The organism is Staphylococcus sp. Ze2, assembly GCF_048568365.1.
Classification (GTDB): Bacteria; Bacillota; Bacilli; order Staphylococcales; family Staphylococcaceae; genus Staphylococcus; species Staphylococcus xylosus.
Genome location: NZ_CP183486.1, coordinates 1,691,966 through 1,718,503 on the forward strand (window position 1 = coordinate 1,691,966; position 26,538 = coordinate 1,718,503).

31 protein-coding genes and 1 riboswitch are annotated in these 26,538 nt (G+C 32.0%); of the genes, 28 read left to right on the forward strand and 3 right to left on the reverse strand.

The genetic code is table 11. The features are described 5' to 3' along the window. Positions 1-65: 65 nt before the first annotated feature. The 11 genes from comGA to gcvPB all read left to right on the forward strand — a co-directional run bounded on the left by comGA (position 66) and on the right by gcvPB (position 8,334). The gene (comGA, locus tag ACM591_RS07980) at positions 66-1,040 is read left to right on the forward strand and encodes a competence type IV pilus ATPase ComGA (protein ID WP_029377190.1); all 975 of its coding nucleotides are present in this window, start codon (positions 66-68) and stop codon (positions 1,038-1,040) included. Further along, complete coding sequence (gene comGB / locus ACM591_RS07985; protein ID WP_051664335.1) at positions 1,012-2,079, forward strand: competence type IV pilus assembly protein ComGB; 1,068 nt, start codon at positions 1,012-1,014, stop codon at positions 2,077-2,079. The genes comGA and comGB overlap by 29 nt, the downstream gene beginning before the upstream one ends. A 19-nt stretch (positions 2,080-2,098) precedes the next feature. Beyond that, positions 2,099-2,416: a competence type IV pilus major pilin ComGC gene (gene comGC / locus ACM591_RS07990; RefSeq protein ID WP_029377192.1), complete on the forward strand. Its 318-nt coding sequence runs from the start codon at positions 2,099-2,101 to the stop codon at positions 2,414-2,416. Next, positions 2,394-2,840: a competence type IV pilus minor pilin ComGD gene (gene comGD / locus ACM591_RS07995; RefSeq protein ID WP_419749106.1), complete on the forward strand. Its 447-nt coding sequence runs from the start codon at positions 2,394-2,396 to the stop codon at positions 2,838-2,840. Before comGC ends, comGD begins: the two co-directional genes overlap by 23 nt. Further along, positions 2,827-3,126 (forward strand): hypothetical protein, encoded by a 300-nt coding sequence (locus tag ACM591_RS08000; protein ID WP_326026743.1) that lies wholly within the window; start codon positions 2,827-2,829, stop codon positions 3,124-3,126. The genes comGD and ACM591_RS08000 overlap by 14 nt, the downstream gene beginning before the upstream one ends. After that, positions 3,098-3,541: a competence type IV pilus minor pilin ComGF gene (comGF, locus tag ACM591_RS08005; RefSeq protein ID WP_029377195.1), complete on the forward strand. Its 444-nt coding sequence runs from the start codon at positions 3,098-3,100 to the stop codon at positions 3,539-3,541. Before ACM591_RS08000 ends, comGF begins: the two co-directional genes overlap by 29 nt. Then, positions 3,519-3,713: a hypothetical protein gene (locus ACM591_RS08010; RefSeq protein WP_029377196.1), complete on the forward strand. Its 195-nt coding sequence runs from the start codon at positions 3,519-3,521 to the stop codon at positions 3,711-3,713. Before comGF ends, ACM591_RS08010 begins: the two co-directional genes overlap by 23 nt. Positions 3,714-3,720: 7 nt before the next feature. Beyond that, positions 3,721-4,221 carry a shikimate kinase gene (locus ACM591_RS08015; RefSeq protein WP_037557022.1) on the forward strand — a complete coding sequence of 167 codons (501 nt, stop codon included), beginning with the start codon at positions 3,721-3,723 and terminating at the stop codon, positions 4,219-4,221. After that, positions 4,218-4,324, forward strand: a riboswitch (glycine riboswitch). It overlaps the preceding gene by 4 nt. A gap of 83 nt (positions 4,325-4,407) precedes the next feature. Next, positions 4,408-5,499 carry a glycine cleavage system aminomethyltransferase GcvT gene (gene gcvT, locus ACM591_RS08020; protein WP_326026742.1) on the forward strand — a complete coding sequence of 364 codons (1,092 nt, stop codon included), beginning with the start codon at positions 4,408-4,410 and terminating at the stop codon, positions 5,497-5,499. A gap of 17 nt (positions 5,500-5,516) precedes the next feature. Continuing rightward, on the forward strand, positions 5,517-6,869 hold the full coding sequence (gene gcvPA, locus ACM591_RS08025) for an aminomethyl-transferring glycine dehydrogenase subunit GcvPA (RefSeq protein ID WP_038678548.1): 1,353 nt from the start codon (positions 5,517-5,519) through the stop codon (positions 6,867-6,869). Continuing rightward, complete coding sequence (gene gcvPB, locus ACM591_RS08030) at positions 6,856-8,334, forward strand: aminomethyl-transferring glycine dehydrogenase subunit GcvPB (RefSeq protein WP_325996798.1); 1,479 nt, start codon at positions 6,856-6,858, stop codon at positions 8,332-8,334. Before gcvPA ends, gcvPB begins: the two co-directional genes overlap by 14 nt. 172 nt (positions 8,335-8,506) lie before the next feature. On the opposite strand, the gene ACM591_RS08035 is transcribed toward gcvPB, so the two are convergent. Further along, on the reverse strand, positions 8,507-8,893 hold the full coding sequence (locus ACM591_RS08035) for a rhodanese-like domain-containing protein (RefSeq protein ID WP_017724569.1): 387 nt from the start codon (positions 8,891-8,893) through the stop codon (positions 8,507-8,509). 172 nt (positions 8,894-9,065) lie between these two features. Here ACM591_RS08035 and ACM591_RS08040 point away from each other — a divergent pair, with 172 nt between their 5' ends. Continuing rightward, positions 9,066-9,896, forward strand: a complete 831-nt coding sequence (locus ACM591_RS08040) for a biotin/lipoate A/B protein ligase family protein (protein WP_326025786.1) — start codon at positions 9,066-9,068, stop codon at positions 9,894-9,896. 144 nt (positions 9,897-10,040) lie between these two features. Here the strand turns inward: ACM591_RS08040 and ACM591_RS08045 are convergent, their stop codons facing one another. After that, positions 10,041-10,262, reverse strand: a complete 222-nt coding sequence (locus ACM591_RS08045) for an SA1362 family protein (RefSeq protein ID WP_029377203.1) — start codon at positions 10,260-10,262, stop codon at positions 10,041-10,043. A gap of 22 nt (positions 10,263-10,284) precedes the next feature. Then, a complete protein-coding gene (locus ACM591_RS08050) occupies positions 10,285-10,872 on the reverse strand; it encodes a hypothetical protein (protein ID WP_029377204.1) in 588 nt (195 codons plus the stop codon). Positions 10,873-10,975: 103 nt separating this feature from the next. On the opposite strand from ACM591_RS08050, the gene ACM591_RS08055 reads away from it, so the two are divergent. From ACM591_RS08055 to ACM591_RS08130, 16 genes are all read left to right on the forward strand, one after another. Continuing rightward, on the forward strand, positions 10,976-12,034 hold the full coding sequence (locus ACM591_RS08055; protein ID WP_029377205.1) for a M24 family metallopeptidase: 1,059 nt from the start codon (positions 10,976-10,978) through the stop codon (positions 12,032-12,034). Positions 12,035-12,062: 28 nt separating this feature from the next. After that, positions 12,063-12,620, forward strand: coding sequence for an elongation factor P (gene efp / locus ACM591_RS08060; protein ID WP_029377206.1), 558 nt, complete (start codon positions 12,063-12,065; stop codon positions 12,618-12,620). Positions 12,621-13,118: 498 nt separating this feature from the next. Then, on the forward strand, positions 13,119-13,598 hold the full coding sequence (accB, locus tag ACM591_RS08065) for an acetyl-CoA carboxylase biotin carboxyl carrier protein (RefSeq protein WP_042362630.1): 480 nt from the start codon (positions 13,119-13,121) through the stop codon (positions 13,596-13,598). Then, entirely contained in the window at positions 13,598-14,956 is a 1,359-nt protein-coding gene (accC, locus tag ACM591_RS08070) for an acetyl-CoA carboxylase biotin carboxylase subunit (protein WP_029377208.1), read from the forward strand. Before accB ends, accC begins: the two co-directional genes overlap by 1 nt. 12 nt (positions 14,957-14,968) lie before the next feature. Then, positions 14,969-15,331, forward strand: coding sequence for an Asp23/Gls24 family envelope stress response protein (locus ACM591_RS08075; RefSeq protein WP_029377209.1), 363 nt, complete (start codon positions 14,969-14,971; stop codon positions 15,329-15,331). A gap of 129 nt (positions 15,332-15,460) precedes the next feature. Beyond that, the gene (gene nusB, locus ACM591_RS08080; RefSeq protein WP_017724560.1) at positions 15,461-15,847 is read left to right on the forward strand and encodes a transcription antitermination factor NusB; all 387 of its coding nucleotides are present in this window, start codon (positions 15,461-15,463) and stop codon (positions 15,845-15,847) included. A 14-nt stretch (positions 15,848-15,861) separates the two neighbouring features. Beyond that, a complete protein-coding gene (gene xseA / locus ACM591_RS08085; protein ID WP_418354364.1) occupies positions 15,862-17,199 on the forward strand; it encodes an exodeoxyribonuclease VII large subunit in 1,338 nt (445 codons plus the stop codon). Continuing rightward, entirely contained in the window at positions 17,192-17,437 is a 246-nt protein-coding gene (locus tag ACM591_RS08090) for an exodeoxyribonuclease VII small subunit (protein WP_058625685.1), read from the forward strand. The genes xseA and ACM591_RS08090 overlap by 8 nt, the downstream gene beginning before the upstream one ends. After that, positions 17,430-18,314, forward strand: a complete 885-nt coding sequence (locus tag ACM591_RS08095) for a polyprenyl synthetase family protein (RefSeq protein ID WP_081324832.1) — start codon at positions 17,430-17,432, stop codon at positions 18,312-18,314. The genes ACM591_RS08090 and ACM591_RS08095 overlap by 8 nt, the downstream gene beginning before the upstream one ends. 364 nt (positions 18,315-18,678) lie before the next feature. After that, positions 18,679-19,131: a transcriptional regulator AhrC/ArgR gene (ahrC, locus tag ACM591_RS08100; RefSeq protein WP_017724556.1), complete on the forward strand. Its 453-nt coding sequence runs from the start codon at positions 18,679-18,681 to the stop codon at positions 19,129-19,131. 22 nt (positions 19,132-19,153) lie between these two features. Further along, positions 19,154-20,830: a DNA repair protein RecN gene (recN, locus tag ACM591_RS08105; protein ID WP_029377213.1), complete on the forward strand. Its 1,677-nt coding sequence runs from the start codon at positions 19,154-19,156 to the stop codon at positions 20,828-20,830. Between the two features lie 79 nt (positions 20,831-20,909). Then, complete coding sequence (locus ACM591_RS08110; RefSeq protein WP_326026740.1) at positions 20,910-21,806, forward strand: phosphate acyltransferase; 897 nt, start codon at positions 20,910-20,912, stop codon at positions 21,804-21,806. 237 nt (positions 21,807-22,043) lie between these two features. Then, positions 22,044-23,105, forward strand: coding sequence for a butyrate kinase (gene buk, locus ACM591_RS08115; RefSeq protein ID WP_326026739.1), 1,062 nt, complete (start codon positions 22,044-22,046; stop codon positions 23,103-23,105). Positions 23,106-23,115: 10 nt separating this feature from the next. Beyond that, positions 23,116-24,537, forward strand: a complete 1,422-nt coding sequence (gene lpdA / locus ACM591_RS08120; RefSeq protein WP_029377216.1) for a dihydrolipoyl dehydrogenase — start codon at positions 23,116-23,118, stop codon at positions 24,535-24,537. A 16-nt stretch (positions 24,538-24,553) separates the two neighbouring features. Continuing rightward, positions 24,554-25,552 carry a thiamine pyrophosphate-dependent dehydrogenase E1 component subunit alpha gene (locus ACM591_RS08125; RefSeq protein WP_029377217.1) on the forward strand — a complete coding sequence of 333 codons (999 nt, stop codon included), beginning with the start codon at positions 24,554-24,556 and terminating at the stop codon, positions 25,550-25,552. Beyond that, on the forward strand, positions 25,545-26,528 hold the full coding sequence (locus tag ACM591_RS08130) for an alpha-ketoacid dehydrogenase subunit beta (RefSeq protein WP_029377218.1): 984 nt from the start codon (positions 25,545-25,547) through the stop codon (positions 26,526-26,528). The genes ACM591_RS08125 and ACM591_RS08130 overlap by 8 nt, the downstream gene beginning before the upstream one ends. The last annotated feature ends 10 nt before the right edge of the window (positions 26,529-26,538 follow it).

Sequence of the window (26,538 nt, forward strand, 5' to 3'; positions counted from 1 at the left end):
ACTATACAAATATAAAAGTAATTTTCACACCTCTTACGTGTACATATGTAGGAGGTGTTTTTTTATTGAAGCTATTGTTTAATAGTATGATTGAAAAGGCAATTAGTAATGATGCATCAGATATTCATTTTATCCCCGCTGATAAAGAAGTAATGATTAAATTTAGAATACGTGATGATTTGAAGTCTATAGAAACATTGCAATTAAATACGTATTTAAAATTATTAACCTATATGAAATACCAAGCTGGATTAGATGTCTCTAAACATAATGCTGCACAGAGTGGTAGATATATTTATAAATTAAAACAAATTTACTTCCTTAGAATATCAACGCTTCCTTTATCACTAGGAAATGAAAGCTGTGTTATTAGGATTATTCCGCAATATTTTCAAAAGCATAAAAATAATCAGAACATAACGCATTTATATAATCTAATGAATAAAAAACAAGGATTAATTTTATTAAGTGGACCTACTGGCTCTGGAAAAAGTACGTTAATGTATCACATGTTATCTTATGCTAAAGAGAACTTAAATTTAAATATAATTACAATTGAAGAACCCGTTGAACAATTAATAAATGGCATAACTCAAATATCTTTAAATGAAAAGGCAGGGATAAATTATGAAACTTCTTTTAAAGCTATTTTACGCTGCGATCCAGATATTATCTTGATCGGAGAAATAAGAGATGCAAACGTAGCTAAACATGTCATACAAGCCAGTTTAAGTGGTCATTTAGTACTTTCGACAATTCATGCTAGTAATTGCAAAGGAGTTATTTTAAGACTGCTAGAAATGGGGATAACGGTTCAACAACTCATACAATCAATCACTAGCATATTAAATCAAAGGCTTATTACTAACGTAAAAGGTGAAAGAGAGCTTGTATATGAACAGATAACTAAAGAAGATGTTTATCACTTCTTTAAAAATAGCTATACATTACCCAAAGAATTTCATAACTTATCTTATAAACTAAATAAAATGTCAAAAGAGGGGATGATATGTGAAACATCAATGGAACGTTATCTCTAAATTTTATTCTTATGCAGTATTAAGCGAAAAGGACAAAATTAGGTTACTATCAAAGCTAAAAGACTTACTAGAACATGGTTTTACTTTAAGTGATTCATTTGATTTCTTACTTCAGCATACTAAGATTAGGTCGCTAGAAACCAAATTATTGATTAAAGCAGAATTACAACATGGTGCATATTGTTCTCAAATTCTTAAATTACTAAAGTATCCAAAATCAATTATTATGTTAATATATTTTGCCGAGATGTTTGGTGATTTAACAGACACTTTACCTCATGCTCAAGAATATTTATTACGTAATTATAAGATTAAGAAGCGTTTATTTAAAACAATACAATATCCTTTACTTTTACTTTCTATATTTATCATTATGCTAATTATTATTAATCATACTATCATCCCAGAGTTTCAAAATTTATATCATAATATGGGAGTAGAAATATCCTCAGTCCAGCGAGACTTATCTTTTATAATATTAAATCTGCCTTCTTTCATATGGTATTTGCTTCTTGTTATTCTATTAACCTTAGTACTATTCTGGTTATTGTATATAAAGCTCCCGATACATTATAAACTTAAGTTAATGTTATCAATGCCTATTGTGTCAAAGTTCTTTAAGCTTTATAAAACTTTTCGCTTATCTTCTGAGTTCTCGTTATTTTATAAAAATGGCATTAGCCTTCAAAAAATAGTCGACATTTATTCTGAGCAAAAAGATGACAGTTATTTAAATTATTTAGCAAATGCACTCTCAAGTGGTACACAAAAAGGTTTGAAATTGAGTGAAATTTTAACAAAATTATCATGTTTTGAAAGGGAATTAGTTATTTTTATAGAAGAAGGTGAGAAAAAAGGACGGCTTGAAGTTGAATTAAAATTATATAGTGAAATTATTATTGATAAAATTCAACAATCAATGCAATTCATTATCAAATTTATACAGCCATGTATATTTTTAGTAATAGCTATTATGATTGTGTCACTATATTTAGTTATCATGTTACCAATGTTTGATTTAATGCAAACAATAAAATGAAATGAGGGTTTAATAATATATGAATAATTTTAAAAATAAGTTTAACAAAAAGGCATTTACACTCATTGAAATGCTATTGGTTTTATTAATAATAAGTTTGTTATTAATACTAATAATACCTAATATAGCTAAACAATCCTCACACATACAAACAACTAGTTGTGAAGCGCAACTCAAAATGGTAGATAGTCAAATTGAAGCTTATAGTTTGAAGTTCAATAAGAAGCCAACTACTATGGACGAACTCGTCAACGAAGGTTATATCAAAGAGAACCAAAAACAATGTAAGTCAGGCGCCTTAATATCGATAAATGATGGTGAAGCAGTTGCAAATTAGTAAAGCATTTACTTATGTTGAAATGCTATTTGTATTGAGTATAATAAGTTCGCTTATTTTTTTACAAATGCAAAGATTTTCTTATATCAAAAATGACTTAACGTCACCACATTCAAAGATAAGTAACTTAATAATGCAATTTAATTACTTAAAATCAAAAGCAATCAAAGACCAACAATTTATTACATTAATATTCAATGATTATTCTAAACAGGTCCATGTTAAAGAACAATATATGCAGAATTCTACTTTTGATTTACCACAAAACACCTATATACATCCTCGCACAAATTTAAACTATATAAATTTCAATAAAAATGGTGATGTAAACAAATTTGGTTCGTTATATCTAAGTGTTGATCAAACTTTATATAGAATAATATTTCATATAGAAAAAGGACGCTTAAGATATGAGAAAGTATAATTTGTACGGCTCATTATTTTTAGATGCACTTTTATCTTTTACAACAATAACTTCAATATGTATTATATTTATCCCTCTGATGTTACAACTTTCAAAAGAAATAGAAAATAAAACAATCGAAATAGAGATGAAAAGGGTTATATTAAACTCATTATGCCATTATGATAAACCAGCTCTGAAAAACGGATTAGATTTAGATATTTATCATTTGCAACTAAGCAATCAAAAACTTTGCATAAAAAGAAAAGGAACTAAATATGAAAAATGCTATGGTAAAAAGATTTAAAGCATTTACGTATATCGAAGTATTATTTGCACTATTTATTACTATATTAATCTTTACAATATTGCCTGCATTATTTAAAACAACCCACTTTATCGAAACGCGTTTAGCAACTCAATCCAATCTAGACCTAGAATTTTTTGCTGTTGATTTAACACGTGATTTATTAGAAAAAAATTCTCGAATTATAGAAAATGGCATACGCAAGAATAAAATAGTAATAAAAAATAATGATAAAGATATTGTTTATGAATACAAAAACAACAAGATAATCAAAAGTGTTAACGGTAATGGAAATATAACTATATTAAATAATGTGAAGTCTGTAGAATTTAATATTATAAATTATGAAACGTTGAAAGTTAATTTAAACATAATTGCAAAAGGGAACTACTATGAAAGACAATTATATATTTAACAGAAAAGCATATATCTATCCTTTTGTGTTGGTGCTATTTATGCTATATTTATCTATAATTACAATTTATGTAATTCAAATTGGTATACAATTAAAAACTTTAGATAACATAGAGAAATATTATGAAAATCAAATTAATTTATTTTTAAAAAAGGAAGATATTTTTGAATAACATTAAAATGGAGCCATTGATATTAATCGGATTTATGGGAACTGGTAAGACAACATTAGGTAAATATCTTTCAAAGCATAATCAGCTATCATACGTTGACTTAGATGCGTACATTGTTGAACAAGAAAATCAATCTATCCCAGATATATTTGAACAAATAGGTGAAACGGGCTTTAGAGAATTAGAATATAAGTATCTAAAAGAATGTATAAACTATTATCATATTATTTCGACCGGTGGAGGTATCATTGAAAGCGATCAAACGTTAGACTTTTTAAAACTACAAAGGAGAGTCATATGGTTAGATTGCGACTTAAATATTGTTTACAATAGAATTAAAAATGATAGCAATAGACCTAATGCAAACAATAAATCTCTTTTTGAATTAAAAAGCTTGTATTCCTCAAGGGTTTCAAGATATAATGAAATCGCATTCATAAAATTAAATAGCAGTAAATCTCTTCACTCATTACAAAGTGAGATTATGGAAGAGATTGTTTGCGAATGATCAGTATTGGAGAGAATGGTTGGTTATATTATATATAACTTTAGTCCATCGCCGAAGGTGCAAGTTTAACGAAACTCTCAGGCAAAAGGATAATACTGTGACGCATTCCTGGAGAATTTAAACAGGGTAGCTTAGTCTACTCTGTTTTTTTAATATATTTTTACTTAAATAATAGGAGGTTTATTCATGTCCAATGAACTGAAAAAAACACCGCTTTATCAAACTTTTGTAGATAGTGGTGCTAAAATCGTAGAATTTGGTGGATGGGCTATGCCAGTCCAATTTTCAAGTATTAAAGAAGAACATAATGTTGTTAGAACAGAAATCGGTTTGTTTGATGTAAGCCATATGGGTGAAATTCTGATAAAAGGTAGTGAAGCTGCACAGCTAGTACAATATCTACTTTCTAACGATACTGAAAATTTGACTACAAATAAAGCTCAATATACTGCACTGTGTAATGAAAATGGCGGTATTATTGATGATTTAATCACATATAAATTAGATGAAAATCAATATTTATTAGTAGTAAATGCTGGCAATACAGATAAAGACTTTGCTTGGATGAAAGAAAAAGCCGAAAACTTCGATGCAGAAGTAATTAATGTTTCGAATGATTATGGTCAATTAGCAATTCAAGGGCCAAATGCGCGTAACCTAGTTCAACAACATGTTGATGTAGATGTATCTTCAATGAAACCTTTCGAATTTAAGCAAAATGTAGCGTTTTTTGGGAAAAACGTAATTTTATCACAATCAGGATATACTGGTGAAGATGGCTTTGAAATATACTGCGACGCGGATGATGCTCCTTATTTATGGAAGGAAATATTAGAGTATAACGTTGTTCCATGTGGCTTAGGAGCAAGAGATACATTGAGATTGGAAGCTGGTTTACCTCTACATGGTCAAGATTTAAGCGAAGAAATTACACCATATGAAGCTGGTATCGCATTTGCAGTCAAGCCATTAATCGAAGCCGATTTCATTGGCAAAAGTGTTCTTAAAGAACAAAAAGAACATGGTTCAAAACGTAGAACAGTTGGTTTAGAAATGATTGATAAAGGTATTCCTAGAACTGGTTATGAAGTATTGGATTTAGATGGTAATCAAATTGGAGAGATTACTTCGGGTACTCAATCACCATTAACTGGTAAATCAATTGGTTTAGCTCTAATAAATCGTGAAGCTTTTGAAATGGGCAAAGAAGTGTTAGTACAAGTAAGGAAGAGACAAGTTAAAGCAAAAATTGTTAAGAAAAATCAAATAAGCAAATAATACAAAGGGGTGTTACTGTGAGTCATCGTTATATTCCATTAACAGAGCAAGATAAGCAGGAAATGTTAGATACTATTGGTGCAGATTCAATTTCAGAATTATTTGGAGATGTACCTAATGACATATTATTAAATAGAGAGTTAGCTATTCCAGACGCAGAAGCTGAAACTACATTAACAAAGCGCTTAAGTAGAGTTGCTAGTAAAAATATCACTAAAGAAACGCACACTTCATTTTTAGGTGCAGGCGTATACGACCATTACGCACCAGCTGTAGTAGATGCAATGATTTCTCGTTCAGAATTCTATACTGCATACACACCTTATCAACCAGAAATTTCACAAGGTGAACTACAAGCAATTTTTGAATTCCAAACGTTAATTTGTGAATTAACTGACATGGATATTGCAAATTCATCTATGTATGATGGTATTACAAGTTTTGCTGAAGCATGTATTTTAGCTTTTAATCAAACACGAAAAAATAAAATTGTAGTTTCTAAAGGATTACATTATCAAGCATTACAAGTTCTCAACACATATGTAAAAACACGTGAAGAGTTTGAAGTCGTAGAAGTTGATTTAGATGGTACTATTACAGATTTAGAAAAATTAGAAGCGGCTGTAGGTGACGATACAGCTGCGGTAGCCGTGCAGTATCCTAACTTCTATGGTTCAATTGAAGACTTAGAGAAAATTCAATCATTTATTGAAGGTAAGAAGGCTTTATTTATTGTTTATACAAATCCACTTGCATTAGGTTTATTAACACCTCCAGGTAGTTTTGGTGCGGATATTGTAGTTGGAGATACACAACCATTTGGCATACCTGCACAATTTGGAGGGCCTCATTGTGGTTTCTTTGCTACAACTAAAAAATTAATGCGTAAAACACCTGGTCGTTTAGTAGGGCAAACTGAAGATGCAGATGGGCATCGTGGCTTTGTTCTAACCTTACAAGCTCGTGAACAACATATACGTCGCGATAAAGCTACTTCAAATATTTGTTCAAACCAAGCATTAAATGCATTAGCTTCTTCGATCTGTATGTCAGCATTAGGAAAACAAGGTATTTATGATATTTCAGTACAAAACTTTGAAAATGCAAATTATGCAAAAGAACAATTTAAGCAAGTTGGTTTAGAAGTGTCAAATGGAACATCGTTTAATGAATTTGTAGTGAAATTCGATAAACCTGTTAAAGATATTAATGATGCTCTTATACAAGAAGGAATTATAGGAGGTTTCGATTTAAGCGAAGTATCAGAATCATTTGAAAACCATATGCTTGTTGCTGTAACGGAATTGAGAACAAAAGATGAAATTGACACATTTGTTAAGAAAGCAGGTGAATTAAATGGTAGTAAGTAAATCAAGTCCATTAATTTTTGAGCGTTCTAAAAAAGGTCGTTATGCGTATTCGTTACCAAAGAAAGAAATAGATAATGGTGCTGTTGAAAAATTATTAGATGAAAAATATATTAGAAAAAATAAAGCAGAACTACCAGAAGTTGCTGAATTAGATTTAGTGAGACATTACACAGAGCTTTCAAATAAAAACTTTGGTGTGGATTCAGGATTTTATCCATTAGGTTCTTGTACTATGAAATATAATCCGAAAATAAATGAAAAGATTGCCAGAATACCGGGATTTGCGGAATCGCATCCATTACAAGATGAATCGCAAGTTCAAGGATCTTTGGAGATTATTCATAGTTTACAAGAAGAGTTGAAAGAAATCACAGGTATGGATGAGGTAACATTACAACCTGCTGCTGGTGCTCATGGTGAGTGGACAGCTTTAATGATTTTTAAAGCATACCACCAAAAAAATGGAGAAGGTCATCGTGACGAAGTTATCGTTCCTGACTCTGCACACGGAACTAACCCAGCTTCAGCTGCATTTGCAGGCTTTAAGGCTGTAACAGTTAAATCAAATGAACGCGGAGAAGTAGATATTGATGATTTGAAGCGTTTAGTTAATGATAAAACAGCTGCTATCATGTTAACAAATCCAAATACTTTAGGTATTTTCGAGAAAAATATTATGGATATTCGTAATATCGTTCATGAAGCTGGAGGATTATTATATTATGATGGTGCAAATTTAAATGCCATTATGGACAAAGTTAGACCAGGTGATATGGGATTTGATGCAGTTCACTTAAACTTACACAAAACATTTACGGGACCACACGGCGGTGGTGGACCAGGTTCTGGACCAGTAGGCGTTAAAAAAGAACTTGCGAGCTTTTTACCTAAACCGATGGTTGTTAAAGAAAACGATATTTATAAATATGATAATAATATAGAAAATTCTATAGGACGTGTTAAACCTTTCTATGGTAACTTTGGCATCTACTTAAGAGCGTATACTTACATTCGTAGTATGGGTAACAAAGGTCTTGAAGAAGTTTCTGAAGCTGCTGTGTTAAATGCCAATTATATTAAAGCAAGACTGAAAGAACATTTCAATATTCCTTACAGTCAATATTGTAAACACGAGTTTGTTTTAAGTGGATCTAAACAAAAAGAACAAGGTGTTCGTACATTAGATATGGCTAAACGTCTATTAGATTTTGGCGTGCATCCACCGACTATTTATTTCCCACTTAATGTCGAAGAAGGTATGATGATTGAACCAACTGAGACCGAGTCAAAAGAAACTCTAGACCACTTCTGTGATACGATGATTCAAATTGCAAATGAAGCTAAAGAGAACCCAGATATTGTATTAGAAGCGCCACATACAACTATCATTGATAGGTTAGACGAAACCAAAGCAGCAAGAAATCCAGTATTAAAATTTGAAAACTTACGTTCAGAAAAAGAATAGTTAGTTTACTTGGTTATAGTGATAGTAACTTAAATATACAAACAAAAGATCGGACTGGTATAAAACCAGTTCGATCTTTTTGTGCAAAATAAAAAACGTAGTCAACTTTAAATGTTAACTACGCTTTTTATTTTAAACATTCACTTTATATCAATAATTTTAAGATATGAAGTTATTTTTTAGATTTAATTTTACCAGTCCATTTTTTATATCCACCTTTTAACATGTAGATATCCGTGTAGCCGTTTTTCTTTAAAGTTCTAGCTGCACGATAACTGGCAATGCCATTCGCATCACAAAGATAGATAGGTTGGTCTGTTCGTAAACCTTGGTATCTTTGTTTAAACATAGTAATTGGAATATTACGTGCACCGTTGATGTGCCCGTATTCATAGTCCACTTTTTCTCTTACATCAATAACTTGAGCTTTGCGCAAACCATCATGGAACTCATTTTGGTTTAATTCTGTGACTGCTCTTTTATTAAGAAGATAATTGATTAGCATGTAAGCGATGATAATTATTAAAACTGCTAACGCTATAAACCAAAAGTTACTCATCTTGCATCCTCCCTAATTAACCGATATTATATATTATAAGACTGTTAGCGCAATTTATCAAAATATTTTTCTCACGATAAATAGTTATTGCTGACAAACTTGAACAATTATTGAAAACGATAACACATAATTGCTGTTATCACAATTTAATTTAGCGATAGGAGTTTTGAAAGTGACAGAAACATGGAATTTTATAAATACTGGTAGCAAAGACCCATATTATAATATGGCAATGGATGAAGCTTTACTTAATTTTGTATCTAGAGGAGAGATAGATCCAGTAATTAGGTTTTATACATGGGACCCTGCGACTTTATCAGTTGGTTATTTTCAAAGGCTAACTAAGGAAATAGATATTGAAAAGGTGAATGCTAAAGGTTACGGACTTGTACGCCGTCAAACTGGTGGCAGAGGGGTGTTACATGATAAAGAACTGACATACAGTGTCATCGTTCCAGAATCACACCCTGAGATGCCTTCAACAGTGACTGAAGCTTATAGAGTTATTTCAGAAGGATTGTTAGAAGGTTTTAAATATTTAGGTTTTGATGCTTCATTTGCCATTCCAAAATCAAAAGAGGAAAGAGCAAATTTAAAACAACCAAGAAGTGCAGTTTGTTTTGATGCACCTAGCTGGTATGAATTAGTAGTAGAAGGGCGTAAAATTGCTGGCAGTGCTCAAGTTCGTCAAAAAGGAGTTATCTTACAACACGGTTCTTTGCTACAAGATGTAGACGTAGATGATTTGTTTGATATGTTTGTTTTTAAAAATGATCGCCTCAAAGATAAAATGAAGCAAGCATTTGTAGAAAAAGCTGTGGCAATAAACGATATTTCAGATCGTCATATTAGTATCGAAGAGATGGAAGAAGCATTTGAAATAGGCTTTAAAAAAGGATTGAATATTGACTTTATGCCACTAGAACTTAATGAAAAACAACAAAATGAAATAAATGAGTTAATTGATAAATACAAATCTGACGATTGGAATTATCGTAAATAGGTTAGTCTTAAATTGTTTACTCTATAATTTAAAGCAGTGACACATATCAAAATATTTTAAATAAGTATAAATTATAAAACAACCCCGAAAAAGATATCTTTTTGAGATAATCTATCCGGGGTTATTTATATATCCAAGTATTTGTTATTTTTTCTTTCTATTTTGTTTTTTATACTTACGTTGCGCACGTTTGTATTTACGCTGATCCTCAGTTAAGAAGAAGAAATAGTAAATTGCATATATAATACCACCAAAAATGGCTAAGCTAACGACCATTCTTACAAAACTGAAGATAAAGGCATCAAGATTGAGTACTAATCCCACGATTGCAATTGCGATAACGATATAAAATATTGCTTGTTTCACCTAAAACACTCCTATGTGATTGTTAACTTTGACTATCTTTAATACTGATGGTTGATAAAGCTGCTTGACCTTTTTGAATCTTCTTCTTATCTTTAGCATCGTAACCATCTTTAATGTCACTAAATGCTGAATTTAAGTCTTTATCCAATTTAGTTATGTTTTTATTTTTGGATTTATCTTCGCTATCCATTTTATCTTTATCCACATCATTTTTATATGTCGTAAATGCGGTATCCATCTTATTTTTGAGTTCTGCAAGTTTATCTTGTACTTTCTTATCACCCTTGTTTTTTGAAACATCACTTTCGATGGCGTTGTATTGGTCAATTAATTTAGCAATATCTTGATAATATGTAGAAGATGCTTTTAAATTAGCTACTTTCTTTTTATTACTTTTTGCTTTACTAATATCTTTCTTATCTTTCTCTAAAGCCGCAATTTTATTTTGCTCTTTGCTAATTTCTTGTTTTAATTCTTGAATGTTCCCCTTTAACTTATGGTTTTCATCGCGAAGTTTGGTCGTCTTTTCTTCTAATGGACCAAGGTTTTGACTTCCGCAACCAGCAAGTATACATGAAGCACATAAAATAGCCACTATTTTTTTCTTCATAACTCTCTCCTAATTCAAAAACTATAAATTTTTACTATAATTATGCTATCATTTTAATGTATAAAAAGAAAATGTACAAACTTATTGTATAGGAGGATGACAAATGACAAGAATTGATAAATTAAATACCGCTATAGAAGCCAAACATTTAGAAGCAGTGGTAGTCCTTTCTGACTTTAACAGACGTTATTTATCCGGTTTTACTGGTACAAGTGGTGCGTTAATCATTACGAAAGATCACAACTTGTTGCTAACTGATTTTAGGTACATTGAACAAGCGACTGCTCAAGCCCCAGAATTTGAAATCATCAAACAAGAAGGTAGTTTAATTGATGAAGTCAAAAAGCAACTTGAAAAGTTAGACGTACAAAATGTTGGATTTGAAGGTGACTTAGTCAGCTATGATACATATCTTCAATTAAGCAAATCATACATTAGTTTAATTAGTATTTCAGGTATGATTGAAAAAATACGTGAAGTAAAAGATGAAGCAGAGATTAAGTTGATTCAAAAAGCTGCAAATATTGTTGATGAAGCATATGAATATATATTAACTGTAGCAAAAGCTGGTATGACTGAACAGCAACTAAAAGCAAAATTAGAAAGCAAAATGTTAGAACTAGGTTCTGAAGGAACTTCATTTGAAACGATTGTTGCTTCTGGAGAACGTGGTGCGCTCCCTCATGGTGTTGCTAGTGACAAAGTTATAAATTCAGGAGAATTAATTACATTAGATTTTGGTGCATATTACAAAGGTTATTCATCAGACATCACTCGTACATTTGCAATAGGTGAGCCTGATCCAAAACTTAAAGAAATTTATAATATAGTTCTAGAGGCGAATCAAAAAGGTATTGATGCTGCTAAAAAAGGTATTACTGGTAAGGCGTTAGATGCTATTGCAAGAGATTATATCGCTGAAAAAGGTTATGGCGAAGCGTTTGGACATTCACTTGGTCATGGTATTGGATTAGACGTTCACGAAGGTCCTAATCTTTCTAGAAAATCTGATGTGTCATTAGATATAAATAATTGTGTTACAATTGAACCTGGTATATATATAGATGGATTGGGTGGCGTTCGTATTGAAGATGACATTTTAATTAAAGAAAATGGCTGTGAATGCTTTACTAAATCTCCGAAAAACCTTATTATTTTATAGAAGACCTTACAATTGAGGAGGAAACTGAATGATTTCGGTTAATGATTTTAAAACAGGCTTAACAATAGCAGTAGATAATGGTATTTGGAAAGTTTTAGATTTCCAACATGTTAAACCAGGAAAAGGTTCTGCGTTTGTACGTTCTAAGCTACGTAATTTAAGAACTGGTTCGATCCAAGAAAAAACATTCAGAGGTGGCGAAAAAGTAGAAACTGCTATGATTGAAAATCGTCGTATGCAATATCTATATGCCGATGGAGATACTCATGTTTTTATGGATAATGAAACATTTGATCAAACAGAGCTACAAGAAGATTATTTACAACACGAATTAAACTTCTTAAAAGCAAACATGGAAGTTCAAATTCAAACATATGGTAATGAAACACTTGGTGTTGAATTACCAAAAACTGTTGAACTTGTAGTAACAGAAACTGAACCAGGTATTAAAGGTGATACAGCTAATGGTGCTACTAAATCTGCTACAGTAGAAACAGGATATACTTTAAATGTACCTTTATTCGTTAATGAAGGTGACACACTTGTAATTAATACAGGTGATGGTAGTTATATTTCTAGAGCCTAACATTTTATTATTTAAAAATCATATGCAATTAAAGTGATGAGTAAAAACCTTTCCGATATATATAATTGGAAAGGTTTTTATGGTTATTATGAATATAAAAGGTTATATTAGAGAATATAATGTTTATGAATACTATAAATTCTATAATTAAAATGTTAAATTATAAATGTTTAACTTTGTATGTAGCGTTTATACTAAGTGTTATTAATCGTATTACACTGTGATACATATCGAATTGAACCTGAGCGCTAAAGAAGCGAATTGAACTACTATCGGATTTTAACAATTAGTGATATCAACATTATAGTGATGTAATATATTAATTAATAAGAATTACATCATCTCACTAAAAAAATTAGATTTTAGACACTTATGGTATATAGAACACGATAAAAGTTAATCAGTTTATTATAGAAAGTATGTATATGCTTGAATTGAACATATCACTAAAGTAAAATAAACAAGGTAAATGAAAACAATCTGAAGGAGTCAGTATTTATGAATTTTAAAGAAATTAAAGAATTGATAGAAATTCTTGACCAATCTAGCTTGACTGAAATTAATATTGAGGACAAAGGTAATATTGTAAATTTAAAAAAAGAAAAAGAAACTGAAATTATAACACCTCAAATTTCACAGCAACCGATGCAACAAATGGCACCCCAACAAGGTGTGGCATCAACTCCTGCAGGAATACAAGGTGCTGATGAAGTTAGCACGAATACTAATGCCACAGAAGATAACTTGCAAACAATTAATGCGCCAATGGTTGGTACGTTTTACAAATCACCATCTCCAGAAGAAAGTGCCTACGTGCAAGTTGGAGATTCTGTAACAAACGATTCAACTGTATGTATATTAGAAGCTATGAAATTATTCAATGAAATACAAGCCGAAGTCAGTGGTGAAATTGCTGAAATCTTAGTAGAAGACGGTCAAATGGTAGAGTATGGCCAACCGTTATTTAAGGTAAAATAATGAATAAAATTTTAATAGCAAATAGAGGGGAAATCGCAGTAAGAATTATTCGTGCATGTCACGATTTAGGTTTACAAACGGTGGCAATATACTCAGAAGGAGATAAAGACGCTTTACATACTCAAATTGCTGATGAAGCATACTGCGTCGGGCCAACACAATCTAAAGATTCTTATTTGAATATCCCAAACATTTTATCTATTGCAACATCAACAGGGTGTGACGGCATTCACCCTGGATATGGTTTCTTAGCAGAAAATGGTGATTTTGCTGAACTATGTGATGCATGCCAACTTAAATTCATTGGACCAAGCTTTGAATCTATTCAAAAAATGGGTATCAAAGACGTAGCTAAAGAAGAAATGAAACGCGCTGAAGTGCCAGTTGTTCCTGGTAGCGAAGGGCTTGTTTTAAATATTGAAGACGCGAAAAAGATTGCAAACAAAATAGGTTATCCAGTTATCATCAAGGCTACTGCTGGTGGCGGCGGTAAAGGTATTAGAGTTGCTCGTGATGAAAAAGAATTAGAAACTGGCTTCAAAATGACACAACAAGAAGCGGAAACTGCTTTTGGTAATAGTGGACTATATTTGGAAAAATTCATCGAGAATTTCAGACATATTGAAATACAAATTATGGGTGATAGCTATGGCAACGTGATTCATTTAGGTGAACGTGATTGTACAATTCAACGTAGAATGCAAAAACTTGTTGAAGAAGCGCCTTCTCCAATATTAACTGAAGAAAAGAGACAAGAAATGGGTAATGCGGCAGTAAGAGCTGCAAAAGCAGTTAATTACGAAAATGCTGGTACTATCGAATTTATATATGACTTAGATTCTAACGAATTTTACTTCATGGAAATGAATACACGAATACAAGTTGAACACCCAGTTACCGAAATGGTCACAGGCATAGACTTAGTTAAACTACAATTAAAAGTTGCGATGGGTGAAAAGTTACCGTTTAAACAGAAAGATATTAAAATTGAAGGACATGCAATGGAATTTAGAATTAATGCTGAAAATCCATACAAAAACTTTATGCCTTCCCCAGGTCAAATTACCCAATACTTGGCTCCAGGTGGATTTGGCGTAAGAATTGAATCTGCATGTTATACTAATTATACAATTCCTCCATATTACGATTCTATGGTTGCAAAACTCATTGTTCATGAACCAACTAGAGACGAAGCAATCATGACTGGTTTACGTGCATTAGGCGAATACCTGGTATTAGGGATAGACACAACGATACCATTCCATGTTCGTCTATTAAACAATGAAATTTTCAGAAGCGGGGAATTTAACACTAATTTCTTAGAAACATATAATATTATGGATGATGAATCTAATTAGGGGGTAAGTGAAATGGTCAAAGTATCAGAGTCCACACATTCCAATTTAGGGAAAATTGAGATTGCGCCCGAAGTTTTAACAGTTATAGCAAGTATAGCAACATCTGAAATTAAAGGTATTCAAGGTCATTTTAAAGAGTTAAAACATGCAAGTATTGAAAATATAAGCAAGAAACAATTAAGTAGAGGCATAAAAGTAGATACAAGGGAAGATGGCATTTATATAGATGTTTATTGCACATTATCCTATGGAATTAATATCTCAGAAACAGCAAAAAAAATACAACAGGCTATATATAATTCATTAACTACAATGACCACGATTGAACCAAGTCAAATTAATGTCCACATTACGCATATCGAACCAATAAATTAAAATTAAATAAAGCAAATTTACTTTATAAATACATTATGTGACAACTGAAATAATCGTTTGTTTTTTTAACATGTCTTATTTCTATGCACAAATGATTTACAAATAAAACTATGCTTAAGGGAGTTTATAATGAGTCGTAAAGAATCGAGAACACAAGCTTTTCAAACTCTATTTCAGCTTGAAATGAAAAATAATGAATTAACTATTGATGAAGCTATAAGTTTTATTAAAGATGATAATCCTGATTTAGAATTTGATTTTATCAACTGGTTAGTAACTGGTGTGAAAGATCATGAATCGGTCTTAGATGAAAAAATCCAACCACATTTAAAAGATTGGACTTTAGATAGATTACTAAAATCTGATCGTATTATCTTAAGAATGTCTACTTATGAATTGTTAAATAGTTCAACACCACAAAAAGTAATCATCAACGAAGCTGTGGAATTAGCAAAACAATTCAGTGATGATGATCATTATAAATTTATAAATGGTGTATTGAGCAATATTGAATAAAAGAGTGATATAACATGGCAGAATATTTAAGTGTATCTACACTTACAAAATATATTAAATATAAATTTGATCAAGATCCTCACTTGCAATCTGTGTTAATTAAAGGTGAACTGTCTAATTTTAAAAAACATAGTAGTGGTCATCTATACTTTAACATCAAAGATAATAATAGCGTTATAAGTGCGATGATGTTTAAAGGCAATGCCTCGAAAATTGATTTTGCACCTAAGGAAGGTGACGAGGTACTTGTAGAAGCACGTGTGTCAGTATATGAACGCCGTGGGAACTATCAAATTTATGTCAATAAGATGCATTTAGATGGCGTCGGTAATCTATATCAAAGATTAGAACAGCTGAAGAAGAAACTTACTAAAGATGGCTATTTTGATCAAAATAACAAAAAACCTATACCTAAGTTCCCTAAGAAGATTGCAGTGTTAACAGCAGGTACTGGTGCAGCCATTAGAGATATTCATACTACAATCAACAGTAGATATCCTTTAGCAGAACAAATACAAATCAATACACTAGTACAAGGCGAACAAGCTAAAAACGATATTATTAAAAATATACAACATGCAGATGAAATGGGTGTAGATACGATAATTATCGGACGAGGCGGAGGTTCTATTGAAGACTTATGGAACTTTAATGAAAAGGATGTAGTCAAAGCCATACACGCTTGTACTACACCTATTATTTCGGCAGTTGGTCATGAGACGGATTTTACGCTCAGTGATTTCGTTGCAGATGTTCGTGCAGCTACACCGACACAAGCAGCAGTTATGGCAACACCAGATCAATTTGAATTACGTCAATATTTGCAACAAATCAATTTGTCGCTTACTCGTTTTATAAAACAACATTTACAACATCAAAGAAAACATTTAGAACATGTATCATCGTATTATAAATTTCAAACGCCAACATTATTGTACGATCAACAGATTCAAAAACGAGATGATTTAGAAAAGCAACTTAACCTTTCGATGAATTTAGCAATCAAAAATCATCAACAGCAATTACAATTATTGTTGAATAAGTTTAATCTTAAAGGTTTTAAACAAGATATAAATAGAGAACAAATAACAAATGCTCAAAAGCGTGATGATTTGAATAAAGTTATGAATAATTTTATTCATAATCAAAAAAATAACCTAGCTAGAAAATTAGAAAGTCTTAATAATTTAAGTCCTACAAATACGATGTTGCGTGGTTATACAATCGTTAATAAGGATGACAATGTTATTACGAGTACTAGTGATTTAGCTGAGAACGACAACATAGTATTAACAATGAAAGATGGCGTTGTTGATGCTCAAGTTAAGAAGGTAAGGTGTAATGATGAGTAATAGTAATACACAAAGTTTTGAGGAAATGATGAAAGAGTTAGAAAATATAGTGCATAAACTTGATAACGAAAATGTATCATTAGAAGAATCTCTGAACTTGTATCAACGCGGTATGAAATTGTCAGCAACTTGCGATGAAACGTTAAAAAACGCTGAAAAGAAAGTCAACGAATTAATGGCAGATGAACATACTGATAATAATGACGATGTCGTGAAGGAAGATAATGAAAATGAATAAAAAGATGGAAAACTTAACAGCGGAAGTTAACCAACTATTATCCGAGACAATCCCGGATTCAGATTTAAATACAAATTTAGAAGAAAGTATGCGTTACTCATTAGAAGCTGGTGGTAAGCGAATTAGACCAGTGTTATTACTATTAACTTTAGAGATGTTATCTAGTGAGTATAAAGCCGGGCTTTCTTCTGCACTTGGCTTAGAAATGATTCATACTTATTCTTTAATACACGATGATTTGCCACCAATGGATAACGATGATTATCGCAGAGGCAAACTTACAAATCATAAAGTGTTTGGTGAATGGAAAGCGATTTTAGCTGGCGACGCACTCCTAACCAAAGCATTTGATATTATCGTTAATGATGAAGCAGTTGATGATACTGCTAAAATCAAGTTAATTAAACGTTTAGCTTTTGCTAGTGGCCATTTGGGTATGGTTGGAGGTCAAACTCTTGATATGCAAAGTGAAGGCGAAGGTGCCAAAGTGAATATCGATACACTCGAACAAATTCACAACGCCAAAACAGGCGCGTTACTTAAATTTGCAGTGATGGCTGCAGTAGATATTGCAAAACCAGAACAAAGTGTTGCGAATGCATTAGAATCATTTAGCGAACATTTAGGTTTAATGTTTCAAATCAAAGATGATTTGTTAGATGTATATGGTGACGAAGCAAAATTAGGTAAAGCTGTAGGTAGCGATATTGATAATGATAAAAGTACATATGTATCACTATTAGGACAACAAGGTGCCGAAGATAAAATGACATATCATACACAAAAAGCTTATGATTGTCTAAGTCGATTACCAGATCAATACAATACAGAAAACTTAACTTATATTATTGAATTGTTTAATAATCGCGAATCTTAAAGCGTTCTTGTAGAGGGCGAGAATACGAAATCATTTTTTCATTTTGATTTCTGTTTCCGCTCTCTTTTTTATTTTTATTAAAGTTTAATATAAGCTACATACAGTAAGCGATTGAAATTTATTTTTGAAAACAAGGACGATTGTTATTTATTAGAAATCACATACTATTCAATAATTATTCATCACATTCATAATTTTCAGCGTGATTTAGCAGTTGTTTAAATATACTTTAAGTTGTGATTTTACCTTTGATATGCAGAGTTATCGTTTTCACATAAGTAAAATTCCAACTATCTTTAGTAGTAGTATTTATATGCATGTGTTAAAATAAATGTATAAATATTCGTTCATAGAGGTGCTGTATATGGCTAAAAAATCAGTAAGACATATTAAAATTAGAGAAATAATTTCAAACGAAAAAATTGAAACACAAGATGAATTAGTGAAAAGATTAAATGAGTACGAATTAAATGTTACTCAAGCTACAGTTTCCAGAGACATCAAAGAATTACAGTTGATAAAAGTCCCCACACCAACAGGACAGTACGTTTATAGTTTACCAAATGATAGAAAATATCATCCTCTAGAAAAACTAGGCCGTTATTTAATGGATTCATTTGTAAATATAGATGGTACTGGCAACTTATTAGTTCTAAAGACATTACCCGGAAACGCTCAATCAATCGGTGCAATCTTAGATCAAATTGATTGGGAAGAAGTTTTAGGTACTATTTGTGGTGATGATACTTGCTTAATTATCTGTAGAGATGAGTTAGCAAGTGAAAAAATCAAAACGCGCATCTTTAATTTATTATAAGTATAAGGAAGTGTTTAGAAGGATGCTACAGACTTTATCTATCAAACAATTCGCAATCATTGATGAACTAGAAGTTCACTTTAGTGATGGATTAACAGTGTTAAGTGGTGAAACTGGCGCAGGTAAATCAATTATTATCGACGCTATCGGACAACTGATTGGTATGCGTGCATCATCAAATTATGTGAGACATGGTGAGAAGAAAGCTATTATAGAAGGTATATTTGATATTGATGAAAGTAAAGAAGCTATTTCAATACTTGAAGCTTTAGACATCGATATAGATGAAGATTTTTTATTAGTTAAAAGAGAAATTTTTAGTACAGGTAAAAGTATTTGTAGAGTTAACAATCAAATAGTTACTTTGCAAGATTTACGTAAAATCATGCAAGAATTATTAGATATCCATGGCCAACATGAAACACAATCTTTATTAAAGCAAAAATATCATCTACAATTACTAGATAACTATGCTGATGATCAATACAAAACCATACTTGAACAATACGTTGCCACTTATGATCAATATAAAGCTAAAAAGAAAGAACTGGAAGATTTAGAATCTGCAGACCAAGCGTTATTGCAACGCCTAGATTTACTTAAATTCCAGTTTGAAGAAATACAAGAAGCAAACTTGGTTGACGGTGAAGTTTCACAACTCGAATCAGACATTAAGCGTATACAAAATTCAGAAAATCTAAGTTTAGCTTTGAATAATGCTCACCTCACTTTAACAGATGAGCATGCGATAACAGATCGATTATATGAATTAAGCAATCAATTGCAATTAATAAGCGATATTCTACCTGAAAAATATGACGTACTTAAAGAAGACGTAGATCAATTTTACTATACTTTAGAAGATGCTAAACATCAGTTGTATGATGAATTGACGAATACTGAATTTGATGAGCACTACTTAAATGAACTTGAAGCTAGAATGAATGTCCTGAATGATTTGAAAAGAAAATATGGTAAAGATATTAGTGAATTAATTAAATACCAAGATAAATTAGAGAATGAAATTAATAAAATCGAAAACTACGAAGAAAGCACTTCACAGCTAAGACAAGAAATTGAAGAATTATATGAAGATATAATTAAATTAGGTACAGAATTATCACGTGAACGTCGAATTGTGGCACAAACTCTGCGCGACCACATCGTGAATGAAATTCAAAATTTACAAATGAAAGATGCTAACTTAGAAATTTCATTTAAACCTTTAGATGTACCAAATCGAGAGGGTATTGAATTTGTAGAGTTTTTAATCAGCCCTAATAAAGGTGAACCACTTAAAAGTTTAAATAAAATTGCATCTGGTGGGGAACTATCACGTATTATGCTTGCGCTTAAAACTATTTTTGTAAAAACACGAGGACAAACTGCAATATTATTTGATGAGGTGGATTCTGGTGTTTCTGGACAAGCAGCACAAAAAATGGCTGAAAAAATGAAAGGGTTAGCAAAACATATTCAAGTGATTTGTATCTCGCATCTACCACAAGTAGCATCAATGAGCGATCATCATCTATTTATCAGTAAAGATTCAGCTGATGACCGCACTACAACACACGTACAAGAGCTTTCAGGTTCAGAACGTATAGATGAAATAGCAAGAATGATTTCAGGCGCTAGTGTAACTGATATCACACGTCAAAATGCTAAAGAAATGATAGAGCAAAATCAACATGCCTAACGACGTACATTTTTAAATAATTATTTATAGTGATATCAAATATAATCACTTTTATAAAATAAGAAAGGTGTTGATTGTTATGCAATATCAACATTTAATTGATCCTTCATATAATTTAAAAGGTAATGTTGCTATTTTATATGCAAATGATGAAAAAATGTTATCCGTTATCATGAAAGCACTCGTTTTGACAGAGATTGAAGTATATTTATACGACACACAAGATCCAACAGAGATAATTCGCTCTTTCGACATGCATCCACAATTACTCAATAGAATTCATATTCTTACTTTTAGTAACGACAATGAACTTTTTAAGCAATGTGCTGATGATTTGTCTGCTGGTAAAGTATCAGTATTAGTCAAAGGTAATTTGATGTCATCGACATTATTATCCTTTGTACTTAGTAATAAAAGCTTTATTGCTAAGCATGGATTCTTAAATCATGTTGCCTGTTTTAACGTGCCGACTTATCATAAAACATTAATGTTAAGTGATGTAGCATTAAACATTAATCCATCAGTTGAAGAAAAGAAACAAATCATTAATAATTTAACTGAATTTTCTAAAGCGCTTGGCTATGACCAGTTTAAAGTTGGTATTCTTTCATCCGTTGAAAAACCTACCAAGAAAATCTTGTCATCCACGGATGCTGAAAAGCTCAAGAACATATTTAGTAGAACAACATCTGACTTTCTATTTGTCGATGGTCCATTAGCTTTCGATAATGCAATTAGTATGGAAAGTGTTATTAAAAAGAATATCAAGTCGCATGTAGCAGGTGATGTAGATGCATTATTGGTATCAAATATAGATGTTGGCAACGCACTTTACAAATCCTTCACTTATTTTGCTGGTGCTCGTGTAGCTAGTTTAGTTTTAGGAGCAAAATTCCCGATTGTATTGACCTCAAGGGCAGATACGAAACAAAATAAACTAGACTCATTGTTATTAGCATTAAAAATGTTAAATTAATATAAGAACTTTAATTCAACAAATTTTCCTACATTTCCGACTACTAGCTTAATTTCGGAAATAGGTTATTAATTTTATAATGTAAGAACTTGATGTAATATATAAGTAGATAATATAATTTATATATACAATGAATCAGTTGAATGGTACATATTATCTAACTATATATCATAATTAAATTTTAGTATTTAGACTAACATACAAAAGGTATGTCAGTTTCAAGAAGAAGGTGCTACAATGTCTCAAATTCTTGTTTTAAATTTAGGTAGTACATCATCGAAAGTTGCAGTATATAAAGCACATCAGTGTATGTGGCATGATACAATTCGACATGATATACAACTTACTTCTGAATCATTATGTGAACAAAAGCAATCAAGACTTAAAGAGATTATACTTTCATTAAATCATACATCTGATTATACATTGAAAAGCTTTGATGCTATTGCCTGTAGAGGTGGATTACTAAAACCAATGCAAGGTGGCGTTTATCAAATAAACAAAGAAATGTATGATGACCTTAGAGCATGTAAATATGGTATACATGCATCAAACCTGAGTGGTATGATTGGTTATGAATTAGGAATAGAGATGAACATACCCGCTTTTACAATTGACCCAGTCGTTGTTGATGAATTACTCGATATTGCAAAAATCACAGGAATAAAGCATATTAAACGTCGTAGTATATTTCACGCATTAAATCAAAAAGCTGTTGCTAGATTATATGCAACCTCTATTCACCAAGCATACGAAGATGTAAATGTTATCGTTGCACACATGGGTGGAGGCATAACGATTGGCGCACATAAAAATGGACAAGTAGTAGATGTAAACGAAGGATTGTTAGGTGAAGGTCCTTTTAGTCCAGAGCGTGCCGGTTCGTTACCCAATGATCAACTCTATGAATTTGGGTACAAGCATAATTTCACACCACAAGAGATGAATCACTTTTTAAGTAAAAAAGGTGGTTTCATTAGTATGTTCAAAACAAATGATTTAAAATTATTATCGGATAAATATGATTCAAACTCCGAAATCAAATTAGCGTTTGATGCATTAGCATATCAAGTTTCTAATGCTATTGGAGCTAGGTCAATTATTTTCCGTGGACAGGTAGATCAAATTATTTTAACAGGTGGTTTAAGTTACAATAAGTTATTAGTTCAAAAAATAAAATCATTCGTTGATTGGATTGCACCTGTAACAATTTATCCAGGAGAAAAAGAAATGGATACATTGGCATTACGTACATTAGATGTACTAGACGGGAAAGAAAAGGTTAAAGCTTATAGTTAGGAGTATTAATATGTCAGAAGAAAAATATGATTTAGTCATTCTTGGCGGGGGTACTGCGGGTTATGTATCTGCGATAAGAGCTTCACAATTAGGAAAGAAAGTTGCATTAGTAGAAAAATCATTACTAGGTGGAACTTGTTTACATAAAGGATGCATTCCGACAAAGGCGTTGTTAAAATCTGCAGAAGTTATGCGTACTGTTACAAACGCAACTGATTTTGGTGTGGACGTTGATGGATTTAAAATAAATTTTGGGCGCATACAAGAACGAAAAAACGAAGTGATAAGCCAAATGTTTAGTGGTGTTAACCATTTGATGGAACATAACAGTATAGATATATTTAATGGAACAGGTAGGATATTAGGTCCTTCTATATTCTCTCCACAAAGTGGCACAATTTCTGTAGAGTACGAGGATGGTGAATCTGAATTAATTCCTAATAATAACGTTCTTATAACTACAGGGTCACAACCTATGTCATTACCGTTTCTATCATTTGATCATAAAGTTGTGCTTTCAAGTGATGATATCTTACAATTGGAACAATTGCCAAATAATCTAGCTATTATTGGTGGAGGTGTTATCGGCTTAGAATTTGCTTCGCTGATGACTGATTTTGGTGTCGATGTAACTGTAATTGAGGCTGGCGCACGTATTTTACCTACTGAAAGTAAAGCAATTGCCAAGACTTTAAGAAAGGAACTAACTGATAGAGGTGTCGCATTTTACGAAAATACACAACTATCTGAATCAGATATAACAGTCGACAAAGATCATATTAATATCAAATTAAATGACGAAATTGTACAATTTGAAAAGGCATTAATTTCTATTGGCAGGCTACCTAATACTGATGATATTGGCTTAAATAATACAAAGATTCAATTAACAGACAAAAAGCATATTGTTGTTAATGAATACCAACAAACCGACGATAAACATATCTATGCAGCGGGTGATTGTATCGGTAATTTACAACTTGCGCATGTTGGCTCTAAAGAAGGCATTATCGCAATTGAACATATGTTTGATCAGTCACCACTTCCAATTGACTATAATAAAATGCCCAAATGCGTTTATACTCAACCTGAAGTGGCAAGTATTGGACTAAATATAGACCAAGCTAAATCTGAAAACATTAAAGCAAAAGCAGTTAAAGTCCCATTCAAAGCTATCGGTAAAGCAGTTATAGAAAATACGACTAATCAAAGTGGTTTTTGTGAAGTTATAATCGATCAAGAACAAGATACTGTGTTAGGACTTAATATGATAGGTCCTCATGTCACAGAATTAATTAACGAAGTGTCACTATTCCAATTTATGAATGGTTCAACTTTAGAACTTGGCCTAACAACACATGCACACCCATCACTATCAGAAGTTTTGATGGAATTAGGATTGAAGGTTGAGAACAGATCGATTCATGTTTAATTTAGGAGGAAATAAGATGTTTGATTATAAATCAGTTGGACTAGAAGAGTCTGATTTAAAAGCAATGTATAAATGGATGGATTTAGGGCGTAAAATAGATGAACGTATGTGGCTATTAAACCGTGCAGGTAAAATACCATTTGTTATAAGTTGTCAAGGACAGGAAGCAACTCAAATAGGTATGGCATATGCTATGCGAGAAGGAGATATTTCTTCACCTTATTATAGAGATTTGGCATTTGTTACCTATATGGGCATGACAGCTTTAGACTCAATGTTAGCAGCGTTTGGTAAACGTGATGATATTAGTTCAGGTGGAAAGCAAATGCCATCTCATTTTAGTAAACGTGAAAAAGGCATTTTATCCCAAAGTTCACCAGTAGGTACACAAATCGTACATGGTGTTGGGGCAGCATTAGCGTTGAAAATGGATAATAAACCAAATATTGCTATGGCTACAGTTGGTGAAGGTAGTTCTAACCAAGGTGATTTTCACGAAGGATTAAACTTTGCAGGCGTACATAAACTACCATTTGTTTGTGTAATTGAAAATAATAAATATGCTATTTCTGTTCCAGATTCGCTACAATATGGTGCCGAAAAATTGTCAGACCGTGCTATTGGTTACGGTATGCATGGTGAACATGTAGACGGTAACGATCCAATTGCAATGTATAAAGTTATGAAAGAGGCTAGAGAACGGGCATTAAATGGTGGCGGTTCTACATTAATTGAAGCTATGTGTACAAGGTTGACAGCCCATTCTTCAGATGATGATGATAAATACCGTACTAAAGAAGAACGGGAAGAATTAAAATCATTAGACTGTAATCTTAAATTTAAAACATTTCTTCTTGAAGAAGGTATTATAAATGAACAATGGTTAGAACAAGTTGAAAGTGAGCATAAAGAAATTGTAAACCAAGCAACTAAAGAAGCCGAAAAAGCACCTTATCCGTCTCCAGAAGAAACATATACACATGTTTATGAAGAAGGGAGTTTAGACAATGCCTAAATTAAGTTACTTAGAAGCAATCCAACAAGGACTAGACCAAGCAATGGAAAAGGACGACGACGTATTTGTATTAGGTGAAGATGTCGGTAAAAAAGGTGGCGTATTTGGCGTTACTTTAGGTTTACAACAAAAATATGGCGAAGCACGTGTTTTAGATACTCCGCTAGCTGAGTCAAATATCGTAGGTACAAGTATTGGTGCGGCAATGTTAGGCAAACGTCCTGTAGCAGAAATACAATTTGCCGAATATATTCTACCTGCTACAAACCAAATTATGAGTGAAGCTGCTAAAATGAGATATCGTTCAAATAATGATTTTTATTGTCCTATTACAATTCGTTCTCCATTTGGAGGGGGGATTCACGGTGCACTTTATCACTCTCAAAGCGTAGAATCTATATTTGCCAACACGCCAGGACTTACAATTGTTATTCCGTCCACGCCATATGATGCAAAAGGTTTATTATTAGCTTCAATCGAATCAAATGACCCAGTATTATATTTCGAACATAAAAAAGCTTATCGCTTACTTAAAGAAGAAGTGCCGGAATCGTATTATACAGTGCCAATTGGTAAAGCTGATGTTAAACGTGAAGGCGATGATATCACTGTATTTACTTATGGACTGTGTGTAAATTATTGTATTCAAGCAGCCGATATGCTCTCAGAAGATGGCGTTAATGTAGAAGTTGTTGATTTACGTACAGTATATCCATTAGATAAACAAACAATTATCGAAAGAGCACAACTAACAGGTAAAGTTTTATTAGTTACCGAAGATAATTTAGAAGGTAGTGTTATGTCTGAAGTAGCTGCTATAATTGCAGAAAACTGTCTGTTCGACTTAGATGCCCCAATAATGAGACTCGCAGGTCCTGATGTTCCAGCGATGCCATTTGCACCGACACTCGAAGACGAGTTTATGATTAATCCAGATAAAATAAAAATTAAAATGCGTGAACTCGCAGAATTCTAAGGAGGCACAA